The 19,245-nt window shown below is 71.7% G+C and carries 14 protein-coding genes and 1 pseudogene; 5 read left to right on the top strand and 10 right to left on the bottom strand.

The window, feature by feature from the left end:
• The first annotated feature begins 1 nt into the window (after position 1).
• A complete protein-coding gene (locus KY5_RS03450) occupies positions 2 to 2,074 on the top strand; it encodes an iron ABC transporter permease (protein WP_098240776.1) in 2,073 nt (690 codons plus the stop codon).
• A gap of 75 nt (positions 2,075 to 2,149) precedes the next feature.
• On the opposite strand, the gene KY5_RS03445 is transcribed toward KY5_RS03450, so the two are convergent.
• A complete protein-coding gene (locus tag KY5_RS03445; protein WP_159072480.1) occupies positions 2,150 to 2,410 on the bottom strand; it encodes a hypothetical protein in 261 nt (86 codons plus the stop codon).
• A 16-nt stretch (positions 2,411 to 2,426) separates the two neighbouring features.
• Here KY5_RS03445 and KY5_RS03440 point away from each other — a divergent pair, with 16 nt between their 5' ends.
• The gene (locus KY5_RS03440; RefSeq protein WP_234363134.1) at positions 2,427 to 3,143 is read left to right on the top strand and encodes a nucleotide disphospho-sugar-binding domain-containing protein; all 717 of its coding nucleotides are present in this window, start codon (positions 2,427 to 2,429) and stop codon (positions 3,141 to 3,143) included.
• Positions 3,144 to 3,154: 11 nt separating this feature from the next.
• Here the strand turns inward: KY5_RS03440 and KY5_RS03435 are convergent, their stop codons facing one another.
• The 7 genes from KY5_RS03435 to KY5_RS03405 form a co-directional block, all read right to left on the bottom strand.
• Complete coding sequence (locus tag KY5_RS03435; RefSeq protein ID WP_098240773.1) at positions 3,155 to 5,077, bottom strand: ABC transporter ATP-binding protein; 1,923 nt, start codon at positions 5,075 to 5,077, stop codon at positions 3,155 to 3,157.
• Positions 5,074 to 6,807 (bottom strand): ABC transporter ATP-binding protein, encoded by a 1,734-nt coding sequence (locus tag KY5_RS03430; protein ID WP_098240772.1) that lies wholly within the window; start codon positions 6,805 to 6,807, stop codon positions 5,074 to 5,076. The genes KY5_RS03435 and KY5_RS03430 overlap by 4 nt, the downstream gene beginning before the upstream one ends.
• A 50-nt stretch (positions 6,808 to 6,857) precedes the next feature.
• On the bottom strand, positions 6,858 to 8,372 hold the full coding sequence (locus KY5_RS03425) for a carotenoid oxygenase family protein (protein WP_098240771.1): 1,515 nt from the start codon (positions 8,370 to 8,372) through the stop codon (positions 6,858 to 6,860).
• Positions 8,373 to 8,525: 153 nt separating this feature from the next.
• Positions 8,526 to 8,957 carry a VOC family protein gene (locus KY5_RS03420; protein WP_098240770.1) on the bottom strand — a complete coding sequence of 144 codons (432 nt, stop codon included), beginning with the start codon at positions 8,955 to 8,957 and terminating at the stop codon, positions 8,526 to 8,528.
• 156 nt (positions 8,958 to 9,113) lie between these two features.
• Complete coding sequence (locus KY5_RS03415) at positions 9,114 to 9,995, bottom strand: geranyl diphosphate 2-C-methyltransferase (RefSeq protein WP_418952737.1); 882 nt, start codon at positions 9,993 to 9,995, stop codon at positions 9,114 to 9,116.
• A gap of 17 nt (positions 9,996 to 10,012) precedes the next feature.
• On the bottom strand, positions 10,013 to 11,329 hold the full coding sequence (locus tag KY5_RS03410; RefSeq protein WP_098240768.1) for a family 2 encapsulin nanocompartment cargo protein terpene cyclase: 1,317 nt from the start codon (positions 11,327 to 11,329) through the stop codon (positions 10,013 to 10,015).
• A gap of 44 nt (positions 11,330 to 11,373) precedes the next feature.
• Positions 11,374 to 12,786: a family 2B encapsulin nanocompartment shell protein gene (locus tag KY5_RS03405; protein WP_098240767.1), complete on the bottom strand. Its 1,413-nt coding sequence runs from the start codon at positions 12,784 to 12,786 to the stop codon at positions 11,374 to 11,376.
• Between the two features lie 412 nt (positions 12,787 to 13,198).
• Here KY5_RS03405 and KY5_RS03400 point away from each other — a divergent pair, with 412 nt between their 5' ends.
• Positions 13,199 to 14,572, top strand: coding sequence for an FAD-dependent oxidoreductase (locus KY5_RS03400; protein ID WP_098240766.1), 1,374 nt, complete (start codon positions 13,199 to 13,201; stop codon positions 14,570 to 14,572).
• A 57-nt stretch (positions 14,573 to 14,629) separates the two neighbouring features.
• On the opposite strand, the pseudogene KY5_RS42080 reads toward KY5_RS03400, so the two are convergent.
• A pseudogene (locus KY5_RS42080) lies at positions 14,630 to 15,024 on the bottom strand (zinc-binding dehydrogenase); the annotation flags it as partial.
• 62 nt (positions 15,025 to 15,086) lie between these two features.
• Between KY5_RS42080 and KY5_RS03390 the strand changes: the two are divergent.
• Both KY5_RS03390 and KY5_RS03385 read left to right on the top strand, forming a co-directional pair.
• Positions 15,087 to 15,479 carry an ABC transporter permease gene (locus KY5_RS03390; RefSeq protein WP_107645684.1) on the top strand — a complete coding sequence of 131 codons (393 nt, stop codon included), beginning with the start codon at positions 15,087 to 15,089 and terminating at the stop codon, positions 15,477 to 15,479.
• Between the two features lie 88 nt (positions 15,480 to 15,567).
• Positions 15,568 to 16,008, top strand: coding sequence for an OsmC family protein (locus KY5_RS03385; RefSeq protein ID WP_098240764.1), 441 nt, complete (start codon positions 15,568 to 15,570; stop codon positions 16,006 to 16,008).
• 103 nt (positions 16,009 to 16,111) lie between these two features.
• On the opposite strand, the gene KY5_RS03380 is transcribed toward KY5_RS03385, so the two are convergent.
• Positions 16,112 to 19,219: a family 16 glycoside hydrolase gene (locus KY5_RS03380; RefSeq protein WP_199842917.1), complete on the bottom strand. Its 3,108-nt coding sequence runs from the start codon at positions 19,217 to 19,219 to the stop codon at positions 16,112 to 16,114.
• Positions 19,220 to 19,245: the final 26 nt, after the last annotated feature.

The raw sequence follows: 19,245 nt of genomic DNA, 5'->3' as shown, positions 1-19,245 counted from the left end.
CATGGCCGTCACCGCAACCACCCCCGCCACCCGTCCCGCGACAGCCGCATCCCGTACGGGCGCGGCCGCGGTGACGGCCGCACTGCTCCTTCTCGTCGCCGCGCTCGCGGTCGTCGACATCACCCAGGGCACCGCCGCCGTCGGCCCCGCAGAGATATGGAAGGCGTTCACCGGCAGCGCCGACACGTCCGACGCGTCCGTCGTCGTCGCCTCCCGGCTGCCGAGGATGACCGCAGGACTGCTCGTCGGCGCCGTGCTCGGCATCGCGGGCGCCGCCCTCCAGGCGGTCAGCCGCAACGTCCTGGCATCGCCCGACACCCTCGCTGTCAACGCGGGCTCCTACCTCGCGCTCGGCGTGGCCGCCGCCACCGGCGTCTCGCTGCCCTTCCTCGCCTCCTCCGGCATCGCCTTCGTCGGCGGCCTCGCTGCGGCGGCCGTGGTCCTCGGCCTGTCCGGCCTCGGCGCGGGCACCGTCCGCCTCGTGCTGGCGGGCAGCGCCCTGACCCTCGGACTGCTCGCCGTCACCGAAGGGCTGCTCCTGCTGTTCCCGCAGGAGACCGAGGGCCTCTACAAGTGGAACCAGGGCAGCATCGCGCAGAACGGCTTCGACGGCGTCCTGCAGATGCTGCCGATCGCCGTCATCGGCCTCGTCGGCCTGATCCTGCTCGCCCGCAGGGTCGACGCGCTGGCCCTCGGCGACGACGCCGCGCACGGCGTCGGCGTGCCCGTGCGCTCCACCCGCGTCATCGCCGTCGTGCTCGCCGCGCTGCTCTCCGCCGCCGCCGTCACCCTCGCCGGGCCCGTCGGCTTCGTCGGCCTGTGCGCCCCCGCCCTCGTACGCCCGCTCGCCCGCAGGTTCCGCGCCTTCACGCGCTCGCGTGCCCGGCTGCCGTTCGCGGGCCTGACCGGCGCGGCCCTGGTGCTCGGCTCCGACGTGCTGTTGCGTGCCGTCGTCCCCTCGGACACGGCGGTCGCGGTGCCGACCGGCGTCGTCACCAGCCTGGTCGGCGCCGTCTTCCTGGTCACCATGGCCGCGCGCGCCAAGGACACGGCGGGCGCCGCACCCGCCGACCGGCTGCGCATCCGCAGCCGCGGCGCCTTCGTCGTCACGACCGTCGCCCTGGTGGCCGTCCTGATCGGCCTGATGATCGCCGCCGTACTCATCGGCGACAGCAAGCTGCTCCTCGGCGACGTCGTCAACTGGGCGCAGGGCAGGGCGGGGCAGACCGTCTCCTTCGTCCTCGACACCCGCGTGCCGCGCGTCACCGCGGCCCTCCTCGCGGGCGGGGCCCTCGCCCTCGCGGGCACCCTCATCCAGGCCGTGACGCGCAACCCCCTGGCCGAACCGGGCGTTCTCGGCGTCACCAACGCCGCCGCTGCGGGGGCCGTCCTGCTCGTGACGACCGTGCCCACGGCCGGGTCGTGGACCCTCGCGGGAGGCGCGTTCGCCGGTGCCGCGATCGGCTCGGTCATCGTCTTCGGGCTCGCGGCACGGGGCGGCTTCCAGCAGAACCGGCTCGTCCTGGTCGGCTTCGGCCTCGCCACCGGATCGGCCGCGGTCATCAGCATGCTGATCATCCTCACCGACCCGTTCAACGCGACGAAGGCGATCACCTGGCTCGCGGGCTCGACCTACGGGCGCACCCTGCCCGACGTGGTGCCCCTCGCGATCGTCCTCGCCGTGGGCGTGGCCGTCGCGTTCACCCGGCGCACCGAACTCGACCTGGTCTCCCTGGACGAGGACACCCCGAGACTGCTCGGCCTGAACCTGAGCCGGGGCCGCCTCGGCTTCCTCGTCCTCAGCGTCCTGCTGAGCGCCACCGCCGTCGCCGCCGCGGGCACGATCGGCTTCGTCGGCCTGGTCGCACCGCACGCGGCCCGCGCCCTCGTCGGCCGTCAGCACACCCGGGTGGTCCCGGTCGCCGTCCTCCTGGGCGCGATCCTGGTGTGCACCGCCGACCTGGTGGGCCGCACGGTGATCGCCCCGGCCCAGCTCGGCGCGGGCCTCATGACGGCCGTGATCGGCACGCCGTACTTCCTGTACCTGCTGGTGCGCAGCCGTGGCGGCCGATAGCCGACATCCTTGCCCATGGGGGCCGCAGCCAGGTACCGGGCCCCCGTTCGACGATATGACTCGCCGGGGGGAGGCTCACCGGGCCGCGCCAGAGGCGGCGGCCGTGTGCGCCAGGATCTCCCCGGCCAGCCGGGCGGTGACCGCCGGATGCAACAGATGCCCCATTCCGGGTATGTGAGCGAGCCGGGCGCCGGGCAGGGTCCCGGCGAGCCACCGGGCGTGCGCGGGAGGCGCGGGCAACAGCCACACCCAGCGCGCGGGTCTGGTGCCCGGCGCGCAGGGCCCCGACAGGGCCACCCTGCGGCCGGTGCTCGCGAGGCTGCGCCGACGTGCCACCACCTACGGCGTGAGCATGGCCTCCGTCCTGATGTCGGGCCCGCCCGCCGAGGTGAACGTGGTGTTCGTCCCCCGTGAGTTCCAGTTCGCGGCCGAGACGTTCGACGACGGCTACCACTTCGTCGGCCCTTCACTCGACGCGGAAGGAGAGGTGGCCCCCGATGCCGACGTGTGCGCCGCGGCCGATGACGAGCCGCTGGTCTACGTCTCGCTCGGCACCGCCTCCCGACGCCCCGGTTTCTTCGCCCTGTGCAGGGACGCGTTCGCCGACACCGGACAGCGCGTCGCCATGGCCACCGGCGAACACATCGACCCCGCCGAACTGGGCCCATTGCCCCCGGAGTTCGACGTGCGACCGTACTTCCCCCAGCGTGCGGTCCTGCGCCGCGCCACCGCCTTCGTCTCGCACGGCGGCATGAACTCCGTCATGGAATCGGTGCACGCGGGAGTGCCCCTCGTCGTGGTGCCCGAGCGTCCCGAACAGGAGGCGAACGCCCGGCGGGTCGAGGAACTCGCCCTGGGGCGGTGGCTGGTGGGCGCGGACCTCACCGCGGACGTGCTCCGGGCCGCCGTGGCGTCGGTGGCCTCGGACACGGCGGTCAGGGCCGGGATCGACCGCATGCGCCGCGCCTGTGCCGCCGCGGGCGGGGCACCCGCGGCGGCCGATGTGGTGGAGACGGTGCTCGCCGCGGAGCGGGACCGTTCCCCGGGCGACGCGCTCGCCGGGGGGTGAGATCGCGGCCCTCACCGCAGCTGCGCCGCGCACAACCGCGCGTACGCCCCTTCCGCGGCCAGCAGTTGGGCGTGCGTGCCCTGTTCCACGACGCTGCCCCGGTCGAGGACCACGATCACGTCGGCGTCGCGCACCGTCGCGAGGCGGTGGGCGATGACGATGCTCGTGCGGCCCTCGCTCAGCCGCGCCATCGCCTGCTGCACCAGGGCCTCGGTGTGCGTGTCCACGGAGCTGGTCGCCTCGTCGAGCACGAGGAGCAGCGGGTCGGCGAGGAAGGCGCGGGCGATGGTGATGAGCTGCCGCTCACCGGCGCTGACCCCCGCACCGCCGTCACCGAGCAGGGTGTCGTAGCCGTCCGGCAGCGTGCGGACGAAGTGGTCGGCGTGGGCCGCCCGCGCCGCCTCCGCCACCTCGGTGCGTGTCGCGCCCTCCCTGCCGTACGCGATGTTGTCGGCGATGGTGCCCGCGAACAGCCACGCGTCCTGGGGCACCATGCCGATCGCGCGCCGGAGTTCCTCGTGCGGCAGCTCGGCGATGTCCACGCCGTCGAGCAGGATGCGGCCCTTGGTGACGTCGTAGAACCGCGGCAGGAGGTTGACCAGAGTCGTCTTCCCCGCTCCCGTCGGGCCGACGACGGCCACCTGCTGTCCCGGTTCGACCGACAAGGACAGGCCCTCGATGAGCGGCTCCTCGGGCGTGTACCGGAAGGACACGTCCTCGAAGTCCAGCCGCCCGACCGGCGGTTGCGCCTCCTGGGCCCCGTTCGGCCGGGAGGTCGTGGGGGTCCGGCGCACTTCCGGGGCGTCGAGGAGGGCGAAGACGCGCTCCGCCGAGACCGCGCAGGACTGCGCCAGGTTGGCGACGCTGGCCGCGTTGGTCAGCGGGCCGCCGAACTGCCGCGAGTACTGCACGAACGCCTGGGCGTCACCGATCGACAGGGCACCCGACGCGACCCGGATGCCGCTGGCCACCGCCACCAGCACATAGCCGAGGTTGCCCATGAAGGTGAGGGCGGGCTGGATGGCGCCGCTCAGGAACTGCGCCCGGTAACCGGCCTGGAACAGCTCCTCGTTGTGCCGGGCGAACTCATCGGCGGACGCCTGCTGACGCCCGTGCAGCAGCACCAGGTCGTGCGCCGTGTACTCCTCCTCGACCTGCGAGGTGAGCCGGCCCGTACGGCTCCACTGGCGCACGAAGTGCGGCTTGGCGCGCCGGGCGATCAGCGCGGTCACCGCGAAGGTGAGCGGCACCGTGACCAGCGCGACCAGGGCCAGCGGCGGCGAGATCCAGAACATCATGCCGAGCACGCCGACCACCAGGAGCAGCGAGTTGGTGAGCTGGCTGATCGTCTGCTGGAGCGTCTGCGCGATGTTGTCGATGTCGTTCGTCGCGCGGCTCAGGATCTCGCCGCGCGGCTGGCGGTCGAAGTGGGAGAGCGGCAGCCGGGACAGCTTCTCCGCCACGTCCTGGCGCAGGGCGCGGACCGTGCGCTGGACCACCCGGGTCGTCACCCGCCCCTGCGCGATCCAGCACAGACCGGAGAGGGCGTACACGGCGACGGCGAGGCTCAGGGTCGCCGCGAGAGCGCCCTGGTCGATGCCGTGCCCCGGCACGACGTCCACCGCGCCCAGCATGTCGGCGAGCCCGTCGTCGCCCTGCTCGCGCAGCCGCCCGACGGCGTCCGCCCTGCTCGTCCCCTCCGGCAGCCGCCGCCCGACGAGACCCGCCACGACCAGGTCGGTGGCGTGCGCGAGGACCTTGGGCCCGGCCACATTGAGCGTCACGCTGGTCGTGCCGAGCGCCAACATGCCGTAGAAGAGGGCGCGTTGGCGTCGTACGCGGCGCAGCAGGCGGCGAGCCGCGCCCTGGAAGTCGGCCGCCCGCGCCGGCGCCTCCTGCTGCTCGGCGGCCGCCGTGCGCCGCGGCCACCTCATGCGACGACTCCGCTCGGCGACTGGGAGCGCACAATCGCCCGGTAGGTCGGGCTGCTCTCGCACAGCTCCTCGTGGGAGCCGGTGCCGACGACCCGGCCGTCGTCGAGGACGACGATGCGGTCCGCGCCGCGCACGCTGCTCACGCGCTGCGCCACCATGACGACGGTGGCGTCGGCCGTCTCCTCGGCGAGCGCCGCCCGCAGCGCGGCCTCGGTGCTCTGGTCGAGCGCCGAGAACGCGTCGTCGAAGAGGTAGACGTCGGGAGCGGCGACCAGCGTTCTGGCGATCGCGAGGCGCTGGCGCTGCCCACCGGAGACGTTGCCGCCGCCCTGGGTGATCGGCGCCCGCAGCCGACCCGGCATCCGTGCCACGAAGTCACGGGCCTGCGCGACCTCGAGGGCCCGCCACAGGTCGTCGTCGGACGCGTCCGGCCTGCCGTACCGGAGGTTGGAGGCGACCGTCCCGGAGAAGAGGTACGCCTTCTGCGGGACCATCCCCACCGTGCGGGTGAGGACCGCCGGATCCAGGTCGCGCACGTCCTGGCCGCCGACGCGCACCGTCCCCGCCGTGACGTCGAACAGGCGCGGGACCAGGCCGAGCAGGGTGGTCTTGCCGCTGCCCGTCGGGCCGATGACCGCGGTGACCGCGCCCGGCTCCGCCGTCAGGGCGAGAGCGCTCAGCACCGGTACCTCCGCGCCCGGATATCTGAGCTCCACCCCGCGCCACTCCACCCGGCAGGGCCGGGACGGCCGGGCCGCCGCCCGGGCCGGCGGCCCGATCTCCGGTTCCGTGCCCAGCACGTCGGCGATGCGCTCCGCACTCACCTCGCCGCGCGGCAGCACCATGAACAGGCCGGTCACGGTCATCACCGACGTGAGGATCAGCGTGAGATAGGTGATCAGCGCGGTCAGCGCCCCGATCCGCATGCTGCCGTCCTCGATCCGGGGCGCGCTCAGCCACACCACCGCGACGCCGAACAGATTCACCGTCGTCGCTCCCAGCGGAAGGAGCAGCGTGGTCATCCTGCCCACCCGGGTCGCGATGTCGGTGAGGTTGTCGTTGGACCGTGCGAAGCGCCGCTGCTCGTAGGCGTCCCGCACGAAGGCCCGCACGACGCGCACTCCGGTGATCTGCTCCCGGAGCGTGCGCGTGACGTCGTCGACGAGTTCCTGGAGGGACCGGACCAGAGGACGCAGCCGCCGCAGGACCAGCGCGGCCTGCACCGCGAGGACGGGGACCAGGAGCAGCAGGACCGAGGAGAGCGGCACGTCCTGGCCGAACGCCATGATCACGCCGCCCGCGCACATCAGCGGCGCGGTGACCAGCAGGGTGAGAACGGTGAGCAGGAGCGTCTGGACGTTGAGTACGTCGTTGGTGGTCCTGTTGACCAGCGACGGCGTGCCGAACCTGGCCACCTGGTGCACGGACAGGCGCTGCACGTGGGCGAAGACGTCCTCCCGCAGATCGCGCCCCACGGCCAGCGCCGTGCGCGCGCCGAAGTGCAGGGCGCCGAGCGCGCACAGGACCTGGACCAGCGTGAGGGCCAGCATCTGACCGCCGACCCGAACGATCACTCCCGTGTCGCCGCGCACCACTCCCTCGTCGATGATCACGGCGTTGAGGGCGGGCAGCCACAACAGGGCGCCGGTCTGGGCGACTTGGAGCAGGACGGTCAGCGACACCGCCGAGCGGTGGGGCGCCAGGCGGTGTAACGCGAGTTTGATCAGCACGGACCGAACCTACTTCGCCGCTCGCTCCGAGGTCACTGCCCGAGGGTCGGCTACTGGTCCGCCACCCAGCTCCCGTGGAAGCCGAGCGGCACGCGTCCCGGCAGGTGGACGCGGGCCAGCGGGTGCCCCTTGAAGTCCTGCGCGGAGAGGATCACCAGGTCGCTCGCGCCGCGGTCGGGGTCGTGCACGTAGGAGAGGATGTAGCCGTCGTCCTCGTCCCGTGCGCCGCGGCGTGGCACGAACACCGGCTCGCTGGCCCCCGCCCCCTTGGGGAAGCGGTGCACCTGCTTGCTGCCGCGCAACATGTCCTGCTTGACCAGGCAGTTGGTGAACTTCTCGTCCGGCGGCACCCCGTCCACCGTCTCGTAGGCGCGCCACATCTCCGCCGCGCTCGCCGTGTACGCGAAGCGGTGCCTGCGGGAGACGAGCGACTCGTTGACACGGGGGAACTCCTGCGCCATGTCGTCGATGCGGGTGGTGCGCACCCGGCCCGCGCGCAGGTCGACCGTCCAGCGGTTCAGCGTCGGCTTGCCCGTCGACGAGGGCCCGCCGTTGCCCCGCCCCGCCGCGTAGAAGGGCGCGGGCATGGAGATGTGCTCAAGGACCAACTCGTCACCCTGGTCGTAGGCGTTGAGCGTGTGCGAGAAGTACACCGGATCGATCTCGAACCACCGGGTGGTGCCGCCGGTGCGCGGCATGACCCCGAGGCGCATCGGGTGCCGCTTGTTCCAGATGTACGGCACGATCGCCCCCGCCTCGGCGGCCGCCGGGTCGAACGTGATGGGGACGTCCACGATCACCACGTACTTCTCGGTGAGGGCGAAGTCGTGCATCATCGGCGCGTCCGTCACCGGGATCTTGTGGGTGCGGGCCACCCGCCCGGTCCGGTCGATCATGATGTGCCGCACGTGGTCCCAGGTCGGGTAGTACGCCACCGCGTGCAGCTCGTCCGCGGCCGCGTCGTACTTGGTGTGCGCGGTGAACGCGCCCTTCAGCGTGCCGCGGAAGTCGTACGGGCGCACCGTGCCGAGCTCGCCGTCCAGTTCGTACGGCAGCGGCCCGCTCTCCTGGACCGCCAGGATCCGTCCCTTGTACGGGATCACGTGCGTGTTGCACGGGAAGTCGTCCGGCGGCACCGGGCCCGGGTACGGCTCGCCCAGTTTCTCGGCCACCTGCGAGGAGCGCACCCACCGGTTGCGGTACCACTCGGCGCGTCCGTCGCGCAGCCGCACCCCGTGCACCATGCCGTCGCCCAGCATCCAGTGGTGCGCCCGCGGGTCCTCGAGGCCGAGCGGGTTCGGTCCCGTGCGCAGGTAGCGGCCGTCCAGGTCGCGCGGCACGCGGCCGGTCACCGGCAGGTCGAACGCGGTCAGCTCCTCGGTGACCGGCGCGAACGCCCCTTCCAGGAACGGCGTCGACGTCGCGCCGCCCGCCGGGGTCCCACCGCCGCCCGCCGCGGCCCGCGCGGTGGTGGCGCCCGGGCCGAGCCCGTAGCCCCCGACCACGCTGCCCGCGGCGGCCAGCGCCGCCCCCTGAAGGACCCTGCGTCGCGTGTGGCTGGTCATCACGTCTCCTGTTCGCCGTCGGTGTCCGGCGCGGGAACGCCGGAGTGTTCGCTGGTGACAGGAGCAAGCCTGCTCCGGCACGCGGCGCGGCACAGGAGGTCTGGGGCCCGGACGGGGGGTGTCGCTGACGCCACCCCCGGCACGGTCCTTCGCTCAGGAGGCGAAGACCTGGGAGTCGTCCGCGAAGGCCTTGAACTCGAGCGCGTTGCCCGCCGGATCGAGCAGGAACATCGTCCGTTGCTCGCCGGTCTGCCCCGCGAAGCGGACGTAGGGCTCGATGACGAAGTCGGTGCCCGCCGCGCGCAGTCGCCCGGCGAGTTCCTCGAAGACGGGGACGGTCAGGATCAGCCCGAAGTGCGGCACGGGGACGTCGTGCCCGTCGACCGGATTGTGGACGGGGCGTGCCCGCCCGGGTGCGAGGTGCGTGACGAACTGGTGGCCGTGGAGGTTCCAGTCGATCCAGGTGTCCGCGCTGCGGCCCTGCTCCAGGCCGAGCACCTCGCCGTAGAAGCGGCGCGCGGCCGCCAGGTCGTCGACCGGTACCGCCAGGTGGAACCGGGGTATCGGAGAGTCGAGAACGCTCATGACACGGCCTTCCTGTCGGTGCGTGGATCGGTCCCTGCCCACAGCTTGCGCCCGACCCCGCGTAGTCGACGATGCCCGGGCGGCGGCGGATCCGCAGCCGTGAGGGGACGGCCCGTTGCCTGACCAACGGGCCGTCCCCGGCAGCACGAGCGGACGTCAGACCCGGTCGGCCGCGATCAGCAGGTACTGGAACGAACCGTCCTTGTAGGAGTTGATGAACGCCTCCTCGATCCCCGTGACCAGCGAGGACGTGGCCCGCAGCTCCCAGTAGGGCAGCGTGTCGGGGGTGAGGTCCACGACGGCCTGCGGCACGAGCCGGTTGTCGGCCATGGCGCGCAGATACTCCCTGCGCGAGTGGATGTTGCACTCGAAGTGCGCGTTGATCTGGGAGACCCACTTCGAGGGCTGGCCGTAACGCGGGTTCCAGCAGCCCGTGATGGTCACGTAGCGCCCGCCGACCTTGAGGACGCGCGAGTGCTCGGCGAACAGATCCTGGAGGTCGACGTACATGCTCGACTCGTTGTTCCACGAGGCCGCGGCCTGCCCGGTCTCGAAGGGCGTGGCGAGCATGTTGCAGACGCGGGCGCGGACGTGGTCCTGGATGCGCAGTTCCTGGGCGCGCCGGTTGGCGAACTCGGCCTGCTTGGCCGAGAGCGTGACGCCTTCGACCTTGCATCCGAAGCGCTGGTGCGCCATCACCATCGAGCCACCGCGCCCGCAGCCCGCGTCCACCAGGGTGTCGTCGCGCCCGATGTCGCCGAGGTGCCCGAGCAGGTAGTCGGCCTGTGCCGATTCCAGCCTGTGCAGCTCGGCGATCAGCTTCTTCTCGCTCTCGCTGTCCTCGGGCTCGCCGAGCGCGGTGCGGTCGACCTCACCGATGCCGTAGTGGTGGTGGTAGAGACCGTCGACATCGCCGAGACGCAGGTTCACGGGCCTGGCTTCCCCGTCCCAGTAGCGGGCGATGTCCCCCTGATAGGGCGTCGCCGGGCCGGGGATGCGTACGAGGGCGTCGGTGGCGGTGAGTTCGGTGCTGGTCACAGATGATTCCATTCTTCCTACCAGAAGTCGGGCAGGCTGTAGCGATAGGTGTTGGTCCGGTGCCAGTGGTGGTTGCCGTCGACCCACGCGGCGACGCCCCGCAGGAAGCGCTGCACGGTCGGTACGGGACAGGCGGCGGCCAGGGCAGCGGCTTCGGTCTCGAAGTCGTGCATGAGGTCGTTGTGGACCTCGACCGACTTCAGATAGGCGTCCCGGTCGGAGAGGCCCTCTCGTTCGGCGATCACGACGGGCAGGTTCAGGTGCCGGCCGGGAGCGTCGAGCTCCTTGGTGTAGGAGTAGAGGTCGTTCACGATGGTCGTCGCGTTTCCCGCGAGTCCGATGACCTTCTGCATGTCGGGCCTGGCGTGCAGATCCGCGGGCAGCTCGTAGCCGCCGACGGTGTCGGTGATGGTCGGGCAGGGGCGGAAGTTGTTGAACTGGCGCATCGCCAGGTACTCCCACACCTGGGGTACGTGGTCCTCCTGGGACCAGGCGGCCTCGGCGAGGTAGCCCAGGTGCAGCCGGGCCATGTCGTGCCGGAACCGGTCGGACTGGGCGGGGCTCGCCGTCCCGGTGAAGTACTCCATGGCGGAGCGGTAGGCGCGCCGCGGCGCGTCCGCGTGCAACGACTCGGCCCACTGCGGCTGGTACTCCGCCGTCGTGTAGAGCGGATCGAGGGCGGTGTGCGCCAGGAGCAGGCGCCCGCCGAGGCCGATGGGCGAGCCGCCGTGGTCCTCGCAGTAGCAGTCGTCCACCGCGTTCTCGGCGACCATCAGGCGGGTGGCGATCATCAGGTGGTCGATCGTGGGCGCGTCCGGATGGCAGCCGACCATGTAGCGGCCCACGGAGAAGCCGTCGAACTGCTCCTCCCAGTCGTCGGGGTAGAGGGAGACCTCGTCCAGCGCCCAGGACTTGATCCTCCGGCTGACCTCCTCGACCCGCACGGGGTCGGGCTCGGGCACCGGGTGGTGGTAGAGGCCGGGGATGGGCTTGCCCTCGGCCGCCGACGGTTCCGCCGCCGTGGCCGGTTCGTCGCGCGGGGTCAGCCGCAGCCCCGTGGTGCCCAGGCCGTTGGGGCCCCGCAGGACCCGCTCCAGGTCGACGTCGGACCCTGCCGGCACGGAGACGGCGGGCGGCTCTGGCTGGGCGGGCACGGACGGCGAGGGCACGGACGGCGTGGGCGGATCGGTCGCGACCGGCGCACAGGGCGCCGTGCCGGTCACGGCCTTGATGTCGCAGGCGCGAGCCGCGGCGTCGGCGAGGACGTGCGCCCCGAAGCGGGCGGCGGCCTCGGGCAGGCTCGGCTGCGGAGGTGTCAGCTCAGGCGCGGACATCGATGGCTCCTTGGCTCCTCGGGGAGATGGTCGGCGGCCATCCGCTACCTGGGCCAGCGGGCGATCTGCACGTTCTCGAGGACACCGACCGCGTCCGGCACGAGGATGGCGGCGGAGTAGTAGGTGCTGACGAGGTAGGAGGTGATCGCCTGCTCGTTGAGGCCCATGAACCGCACGGAGAGACCCGGCTCGTACTCGTCGGGCAGCCCTGTCTGGTGCAGGCCGATGACGCCCTGGTTCTCCTCGCCCGTACGCATGCAGAGGATGGAGCTGGTCTTCTCCTCCGTGATCGGGATCTTGCCGCACGGCAGGATCGGCACCCCGCGCCAGGCGGGCACCTGCTGGCCGCCGAGGTCGACGTGGTCCGGATAGATCCCGCGCGCGTTGAACTCACGCCCGATCGCCGCGATGGTCTTGGGGTGTGCGAGGAAGAACTTGGAGCCGCGGCGCCTGCAGAGCAGCTCGTCCAGGTCGTCCGGGGTCGGCGGTCCCGAGTGCGGCTGGAGCCGCTGCTTGAAGTCGGCGTTGTGCAGCAGGCCGAACTCCCGGTTGTTGACGAGCTCGTGCTCCTGGCGCTCGCGCAACGCCTCGATGGTGAGGCGGAGTTGCTCCTTGGTCTGGTTCATCGGGCCGTTGTAGAGATCGGCGACCCTGGTGTGGATCCGCAGGATGGTCTGCGCGACCGAGAGCTCGTACTCGCGCGGCTTGAGTTCGTAGTCGACGAACGCGCCGGGCAGCGCGTGCTCGCCGGTGTGGCCCGCCGACATCGCGATCTCGGCCTCGCCGCGGTGGTTCTGTCGGCGCTGGGAGCGTGACGTGAACGCTTCGAGGTGCTCGTTCAGACCAGGCGCCGTGGACCGGACGGCGGCGAAGTCCGCGCGCGACAGGGTGAGCAGGGTGCCCGAGGTCTCCGCGGTGGCGGTCACCTCCCAGCGGGCGTCCTCGTCCAGGAGCGCGTGCTCGCCGAACTGGTCGCCGTCGGCGAGTACGTCCAGGTCGACCTCGTCGCCGTAACCGCCCTCCGAGGTCTGGCTGATGCGGCCGTGCGCGATCAGATGGAGCTGGTCCGCGGGCGCGCCGCGCTCGACCAGGGTCTCACCCGCACGGAAGTCGCGCTGGACGCACCGTCCCGCGATGGCGGTGAGGACGTCCACGTCGTCATAGCCGCGCAGCAGGGCCAGTTCGCCCAGTTCACGGGGGATCACCCGGACCGTGGCGCCGTCCTGGACGAACTCCACGGTCCCGTCGCCGACGGTGTAGGAGAGGCGGCGGTTCACCCGGTACGCGCCGCCCTTGGTCTCCGCCCAGGGGAGCATCCGCAGCAGCCAGCGGGAGGTGATCTCCTGCATCTGCGGGGCGGACTTGGTGGTGGTGGCGAGGTTGCGGGCGGCCGCCGTACCCAGGCTGGATTGCCGGGGAGGTTCCAGTCGCGCTTCCGGGCTCGAGTCAACAGTCATCGGGTGAGCTCTCCTTGCTCAAGGCATGCGCGTACATGTGCGTTATGGGGCAATGGAAAGAAAAGGGGTATCCCATCGGGAATCCGTCCAGATCCAGAGGGACACTAGTGGCCGCACGACCCCGCACACCAAGGAAACCGGCGGACATTAACTCGATACGATGATCGCGCCGTGGGGATGTTTGCCGGGGTACCCACGGGATTCAGCCGTTGATGGCCGGTGGGTGCCGTGGCCTGTGGGGCGGTCCCGGGCGCCATGACGTAGTCACCCCTTGTGTGCGAGGTGCGACAGCCCGTGCTCCGCGACGGCGCAATCGCGACAGAAACCGGTCGAGCCGCGGTGCGGTGGGCGCGATACTCCGTGGCGCACGTCGAAGCGGCGGGGAGCCGAACGCGGAGGAGCGGGACCGGTCATGGCCAAGATCCAGCAGAGTTCGTCGCCCGGCACCCGCTGGGACCGGGCCGTCGTCATCGGCGGCGGGTACGCGGGGCTCGTCACCGCGAGAGTCCTCGCCGACCACTTCACCGAGGTGCTCGTCCTGGAGCGCGACCCGATGGACGCGGACACCGGGGTCCACCCGCACGTGCCGCAGGGCTACCACGCGCACGCGCTGCTCGCCCGCGGCGGTGACGCCCTTGAGCGCCTGTTCCCTGGGCTGCGGGCCGAGCTCGCGGAGCTCGGCGCGCCCGTGTTCGACTACGGCGAGCGCATCAGCTTCCTGCTGCCGACCGGCTACGCGCCGACCACCACGGTCGGCGTCCCCGTGCAGACCTTCACCCGCGACGAGCTCGAACGGCGGCTGCGCCAGTGGGTGTTGGCCCTGCCCGCCGTGCGCCTGCTCGCCGCGACCCGCTGCGAGACGGTGACGTCGAGCGTTCCCGGCCGACTCGACCGGGTCCGCTACCGCACGGACGGCGCAGCGACGTCGGACGACGTCACCGCCGACCTGGTCGTCGACGCCTCGGGGCGCACCACGAAGATCGACGCCTGGCTCGGCGAAGCGCGGATCCCAATGTCCGCCAAGTCCGTGATCAAAGCGAAGATCACCTACACCTCTGCGTGCTACGAACGCCCGCCGCAGGACGAGCTGGACTTCGACGTCGCCTACCAGATGGCCTTCGCACCCGGCGTGCCGCGCGGGGGAGTGATCCTCGCCGTGGAGCATCACCGCTGGATGTGCTCGCTGTTCGGCGTGAGCGACCACGTGCCGCCCACCGACGACGACGGGTACCTCGACTTCGCCCACAGCCTCGGCAACCCCCGCCTCGCCGAACAGATCAAGCGCGGCACCCGGCAGGGGGAGATCAGCCGCTACACCAACCCCGGCGACGAGTGGCGCCTGCACCACAAGAACGCCCGCTGGCCCGAACGCCTGATCGCGATCGGCGACGCTCTCTGCGTCTTCAACCCGGTGTACGGACAAGGGCTGACGGTCGCCGCGCTCGAAGCCGAGCTGCTCGACGGGCTGTTGCGGCGCCGCAGGGCGCAGGCGTCGGGGCTCGACGGCCTCAGCCGGGCCTACCTGCGCGCGGCGGCCAAGGTCATCCAGGTCCCCTGGACCATGGCCACCAGCTCCGACCTGATGTGGTCGCCCGAAGGCCAGCCGCTCTCCGCGCGCTTCGCCCACTGGTACAACCGGCACGTCTTCGCGCTGGCCGTGCGGGACCAGGACGTGTGGGCGCGGTTCGTCCGCGTCCTGAACATGACGGCCCCGCCCACGCTGCTGTTCCGGCCGAGGGTGCTCGGCGGTGTGCTCCGCCACGCCTTCACACGTCGCTCGGGCTGAGGCCCGTCCGCGGCCGAGGCCACGGGCGGACCGCGCTGCGGGGCAGGCGCAGGCGCACACCACGACCTTCCCCCGCGTGTGCCCGCGCTCGACATACGTGTGTGCGTCCGCGATCCGTTCGAGCGGGCCCTGCTGATCAAGTTCGGCCGATTCGGCGAGGAGCGTGGAGTCGTTCTCCGCGTTGGCCACGCGCACACCCAGACGCCGCGCGTTGGCGTGGTCTGCAACCGTCGCCATCCGCGCGGGGCCGCCCACGATCGCCCCCCCCCGGGCCACCGCGATCTCGGCCACGGCCCTGCCCACGCCTCCGGCGGCGCCCTCGACGAGCAGGTGCGCCCCCGCAGCGGGCCGAGCGCCTTGAGCCCGCCCAGCGCGGTCACGGAGGCCAGCCCCGCACCGGTGGCCTGCTCGTCGCTCCAGGTGGCGGGCGCGTGCGCCCAGGCCGCTGTCACCGGGCCGCCCCGACGAGCTGCTCGCCCAAGTACCGCCCGACCCCAAGCAGTTGCGGGCCCATGTGGAGAACGACACCAGGACCCTGTTCCTCGCACTCGCCGGGGTGTCGCTGCTGATCGGGGCGATCGGCATCGGCAACACCACGCTGGTCGCGGTCCTCGAACGGCGCCACGAGATCGGCCTGCGCAGGGCCATCGGCGCGTCGCGCCGCTCGATCCTCTCCCAATTCCTCTTCGAGAGCGGCTTGCTGGGTGCTCTCGGCGGTCTGGTCGGCACCGTCGGCGGCCTCGATCTGACCATCTCCATCGCCCTGGCGAAGGGCTGGACCGCCGCGCTCTCGCCCTGGCTGCTCGTCGCGGGCCCGCTGCTCGGTCTGGGCGTCGGCCTGGCCGCGGGGCTCTACCCGGCGCTCAAGGCCGCACGGCTGGAGCCGGTGGCGGCGCTCGCGTCGTAGCCCCCGCGGCCCGGCGTCCGGCCACCTGGCCGACACACACAGGACCGGCCTACGGGGTGGCGGGCCCGCCCCTGGTTACCGTTCCGCCATGGCCGACTACCGCATCGAGACCGTACGCAATGGCGAACGCGACTGGACAGCCCGCAACGACCGGGGTGCCGAAGTCCGGATCGCCGCCGCCGACAACCCGGAGGCCCAGCCCTCCTTCACCCCCGTCGAACTCCTCCTCGCCGCGCTCGGCGGCTGCGGCGGACTCGTCGTGGACCGCACCGCCCGCACCGTCGAACACGACGGGCTGCGCATCGTCGTGGACTCGGTCTCCCGGCCCGAGGACGACGGCCGCGTCGGCGTCCTCAGGGTCTCCTACGAGATCGACCTGGCCGAGGGCGAGGACCAGGCCGCCGAGAAACTGGAGCGTGCCATCCGGCTGACCCACGAGAAGTACTGCACCGTCAGCCGCACCGTCGAACACGGCGCGCGCGTCGAGGCGCTGGGCCCCGACGGCACCACCCTCTTCGCCGGGGGATGACGGTCGAACCCCCACCGAGGGAACCCCCACCGAGGGAATCCCCACCGAGGGAACCCCTGCCGACGACCGGACCGTCGGCAGGGGAGCGGTCCCTCGGCCGCGATCAAGTGAGCGGCTCCAGCGGCTCCACCCACACGTCGCGGAAGCGAACCTTGTTGCCGTGGTCCTGAAGGCGGATGGCACCGGCCGCCGCCGACTCCGGGTCACCCGCGCCCGTCGGACCGTCGACGGCGACGTCGTCGTGGACCTTCTTCCCGTTCCACACCACCGTGATCCGGGCGTCCGACGTCTTCTTCCCCGCCGCGTCGAAGCGGGCGGCGCGGAAGGTGATGTCGTACGTCTGCCAGGTCTCCGGCGCCGTGGACGCGTTGAGGTCGGCGGCCTTCTTCAGATAGATCGCCCCCGCCTCGTTGTTCGCGAGCTTCGCCACGCCGTACGAGTCCAGGATCTGCACCTCGTACCGTTCCTGGAGGTAGACCCCGCTGTTGCCCCGGTCCTGCCCGGTGACGTCGTCCGGCAGCTTCGGCACCCGGAACTCGACGTGCAGCGTGAAGTCCTCGAAGTGCTGCTTGGTGCGCAGATCGCCGCAGCAGACCTCCATCGATTTCTCCGCGGTGTGCGGCCACTCGGGGGCGCGCCCGTCGGAGTGCTGCCAGGCGGTGGCGGCGCTGCCGCCCGAGAAGAGGTCGATCCTGCTGCCGGGCCTGCGCACGTCCAGCGCGTCGAGGTTCACGTGGCCGGTGTCCTCGGGCCCCACGACGTAGGTGAGCGTGTTGTGGCCCTTGCGCAGGTCGAGCCGCTCGGTCTTGGTGGACCAGCGTTTCCACTCGCCGGTGGACGGCAGACTCGTCCGACGCGCCGGGCCGCCGTTGACGCTGACCCCGATCGTCTTGGTGCCGGGGGCGGGATGCGGGCCGTTCGCGTAGCGCAGGCCCACGTCGTACGAACCCTTCTTGTCGACCACGACGTCGAAGGCGGCCCGCGCGCCCTTGTCGCCGAAGCCGTCCACGAAACCGCCACCGGTGTATCCGGCGTGCTCCGTGTCGATGGCCGCGCCCCCCGACAGCTTGGCGGACTCGGCGTCGTAGGTGGTGACGGGCTCCGGCGGCCCCGGCTTGGCGTTCAGGGTGTACCAGGCCTCGGTGGACCACAGTTGCTCGCCCTCGGACGACGAGAACGGGCGGGGTGAACGGACGTGCACCACACGGTCCGACTTCAGGCCCGGGATGGTCAGCGTCACCTTGCGGCGGTCCTCGGAGAGCCGCGCCGACGCCACCGGCAGCGACTCCTCGTCGACCTTCGGGCCGCCGTACGCGGGCGTCGGCACGTAGCGCCACTGCTCGACCGCGTACGCGCCCTTGGTCAGCTTGGCCGCGGTCTCCTCCGACAGGGGATTGGTGTAGGTGAGTTCGAAGCCGTCGCGGGTGGCGCGCATCGTCTTGACGTCGAAGGCCGTCCTGCCGTTCGGCGTCAGCTTCTGCAGGCCGAAGCGGAGCTTGCCCGCCTGGCCCCAGTTGCCGTCGGCGCCCAGGCCACCGGTGTAGATCGCGCCGTCGGGGCCCTCGCTGATCCGGGTGATCCCCGACTCCAGGCCCTGGGTGTGCCGGAACACCGCGCCTTGGTACTCGCCGCCGACCTTCTCCAGATCGGCCCTCTGGAGTCCGCCGTACGTCACGTCGCCGAAGACCATCTGCCCGGCGAACGGCCCCTTCCTCAACCGCAGCGGCGTACTGGGCGAGTTGGCGATCTCGTTCTGCGGCAGCCACAGCACCGGCTTGGTGACGGCCTTGTCGTCGTACGGCCCGTCCGGATTCATGTAGTGGTTGAAGAAGCGGTCCTGCTTGATGTGCACGAGCTTGGACGCGGGCAGCCAGCCGCCCTGGTTGTCCGTGACGAACAGGTCACCGCCGGGGCCGCGCCCGATGCCGTTCGGGGTGCGCAGCCCACCGGCGAGGTAACTCACCTTGCCCGTCGCCTTGTTGACCTTGATGGTCGTGCCGCGGTTCGGTGCGGGCTGCGGATCGGTGGTGGCTCCGCCGTAGTTGATGGCGACGGAGAGGTTCAGATAGAAGTCGCCCTTGTCGTAGAGCAGTCCGAAGGCGAACTCGTGGAAGTTCCCGCCGTACGGCCATGCGGCGATCTTCCGCTTCTCGTCGGCGACGTCGTCGCCGTTCGTGTCGTTCAACTCGGTCAGCTGGTGCTTCTCCGACACGTACAGCTTCCCGTCCGCGTACGTGATGCCCATCGGCTCCTTGAGCCCGTCGGCGATCTTCTTGTACGTGACCTTGTCGGGCCCGGTGTCCCCGGTGACGTTGTCGAGGAGGTACACCTCGCCCTTCGTCTCGGTGCTGCCGCCCCAGGTGGAGATCGCGAGCCGCCCGTCGGGCAGCCAGTCCATCGCGGTCACCTGCGGCTCGAAGCCCTTGGGGCGCAGGTCGGTCAGCGTGTATCCGGGGTTGACCTCGGTGAGCGGCAAGCCGTCGCCGGGGGTGTCGAGCGTGCCCTCGCACTCCTTGCGGCCCGGCGCGGTAACCCGTACGACATCGGCGTCCGTGCTCAGCACGGAGTTCGGCACGGTGGTGAAGGCGTCGGCCCCCGGCGGTTTCCACTGGAGGGTGACCTGCTGGTCGCCGCCCGCGTCGAAGTGGTCGATGCGCAGCGGCTGGTGTCCGGCGTTGAGCGTGACCGAGCCGTCCTTGGGTTCGGCGCCGTGCAGTCCGTCGTGGTCGATGACCCGCCGGTCGCCGAGGAAGAGCCGGGAGCCGTCGTCGCTGATCAGCCGGAAGTCGTACGAGCCCGCTGTGGGCACGTTCAGGTTGCCGATGATCTGCGACACGAAGTTGTCGCTGAACCCGAACCCCTCGGTGGACTTCCAGTCGGCGGCCGGGATCAGCTTGTCGACGTTGGGGGTCTGCGCGGGCTTGAGGTCGCAGAGCTTCTTGAGCGGGGTCCGGACGTCGAACACCCGTAAGGTGACGCCGGGTTCCTGCGGCGGAAGATCCGCGAACGGCCGCGGCCGGTCCTCGGCGGACGCGGCGGTGCTGGGGGCGAGGAGCCCGCCGCAGAGGAGAGCGGTCAGCAGCACACCGGTGGACCCGGCGGCGGCTCTTCGGGCTCTTCGGGCTCTTCGGGCTCTGCGGCGGGGCGGCCCCGACAGCGGCCTGGGACGTGGCTTCACTCTTCCTCCTGCGTGGTTCCGGTATTCCGGCATGGGTTACGCAGATCTCTGTGGCAAAG

Origin of the sequence: Streptomyces formicae (assembly GCF_002556545.1) — a bacterium.
GTDB classification, from domain to species: Bacteria; Actinomycetota; Actinomycetes; order Streptomycetales; family Streptomycetaceae; genus Streptomyces; species Streptomyces formicae_A.
This window is presented reverse-complemented; position numbering and strand designations above follow the sequence as displayed.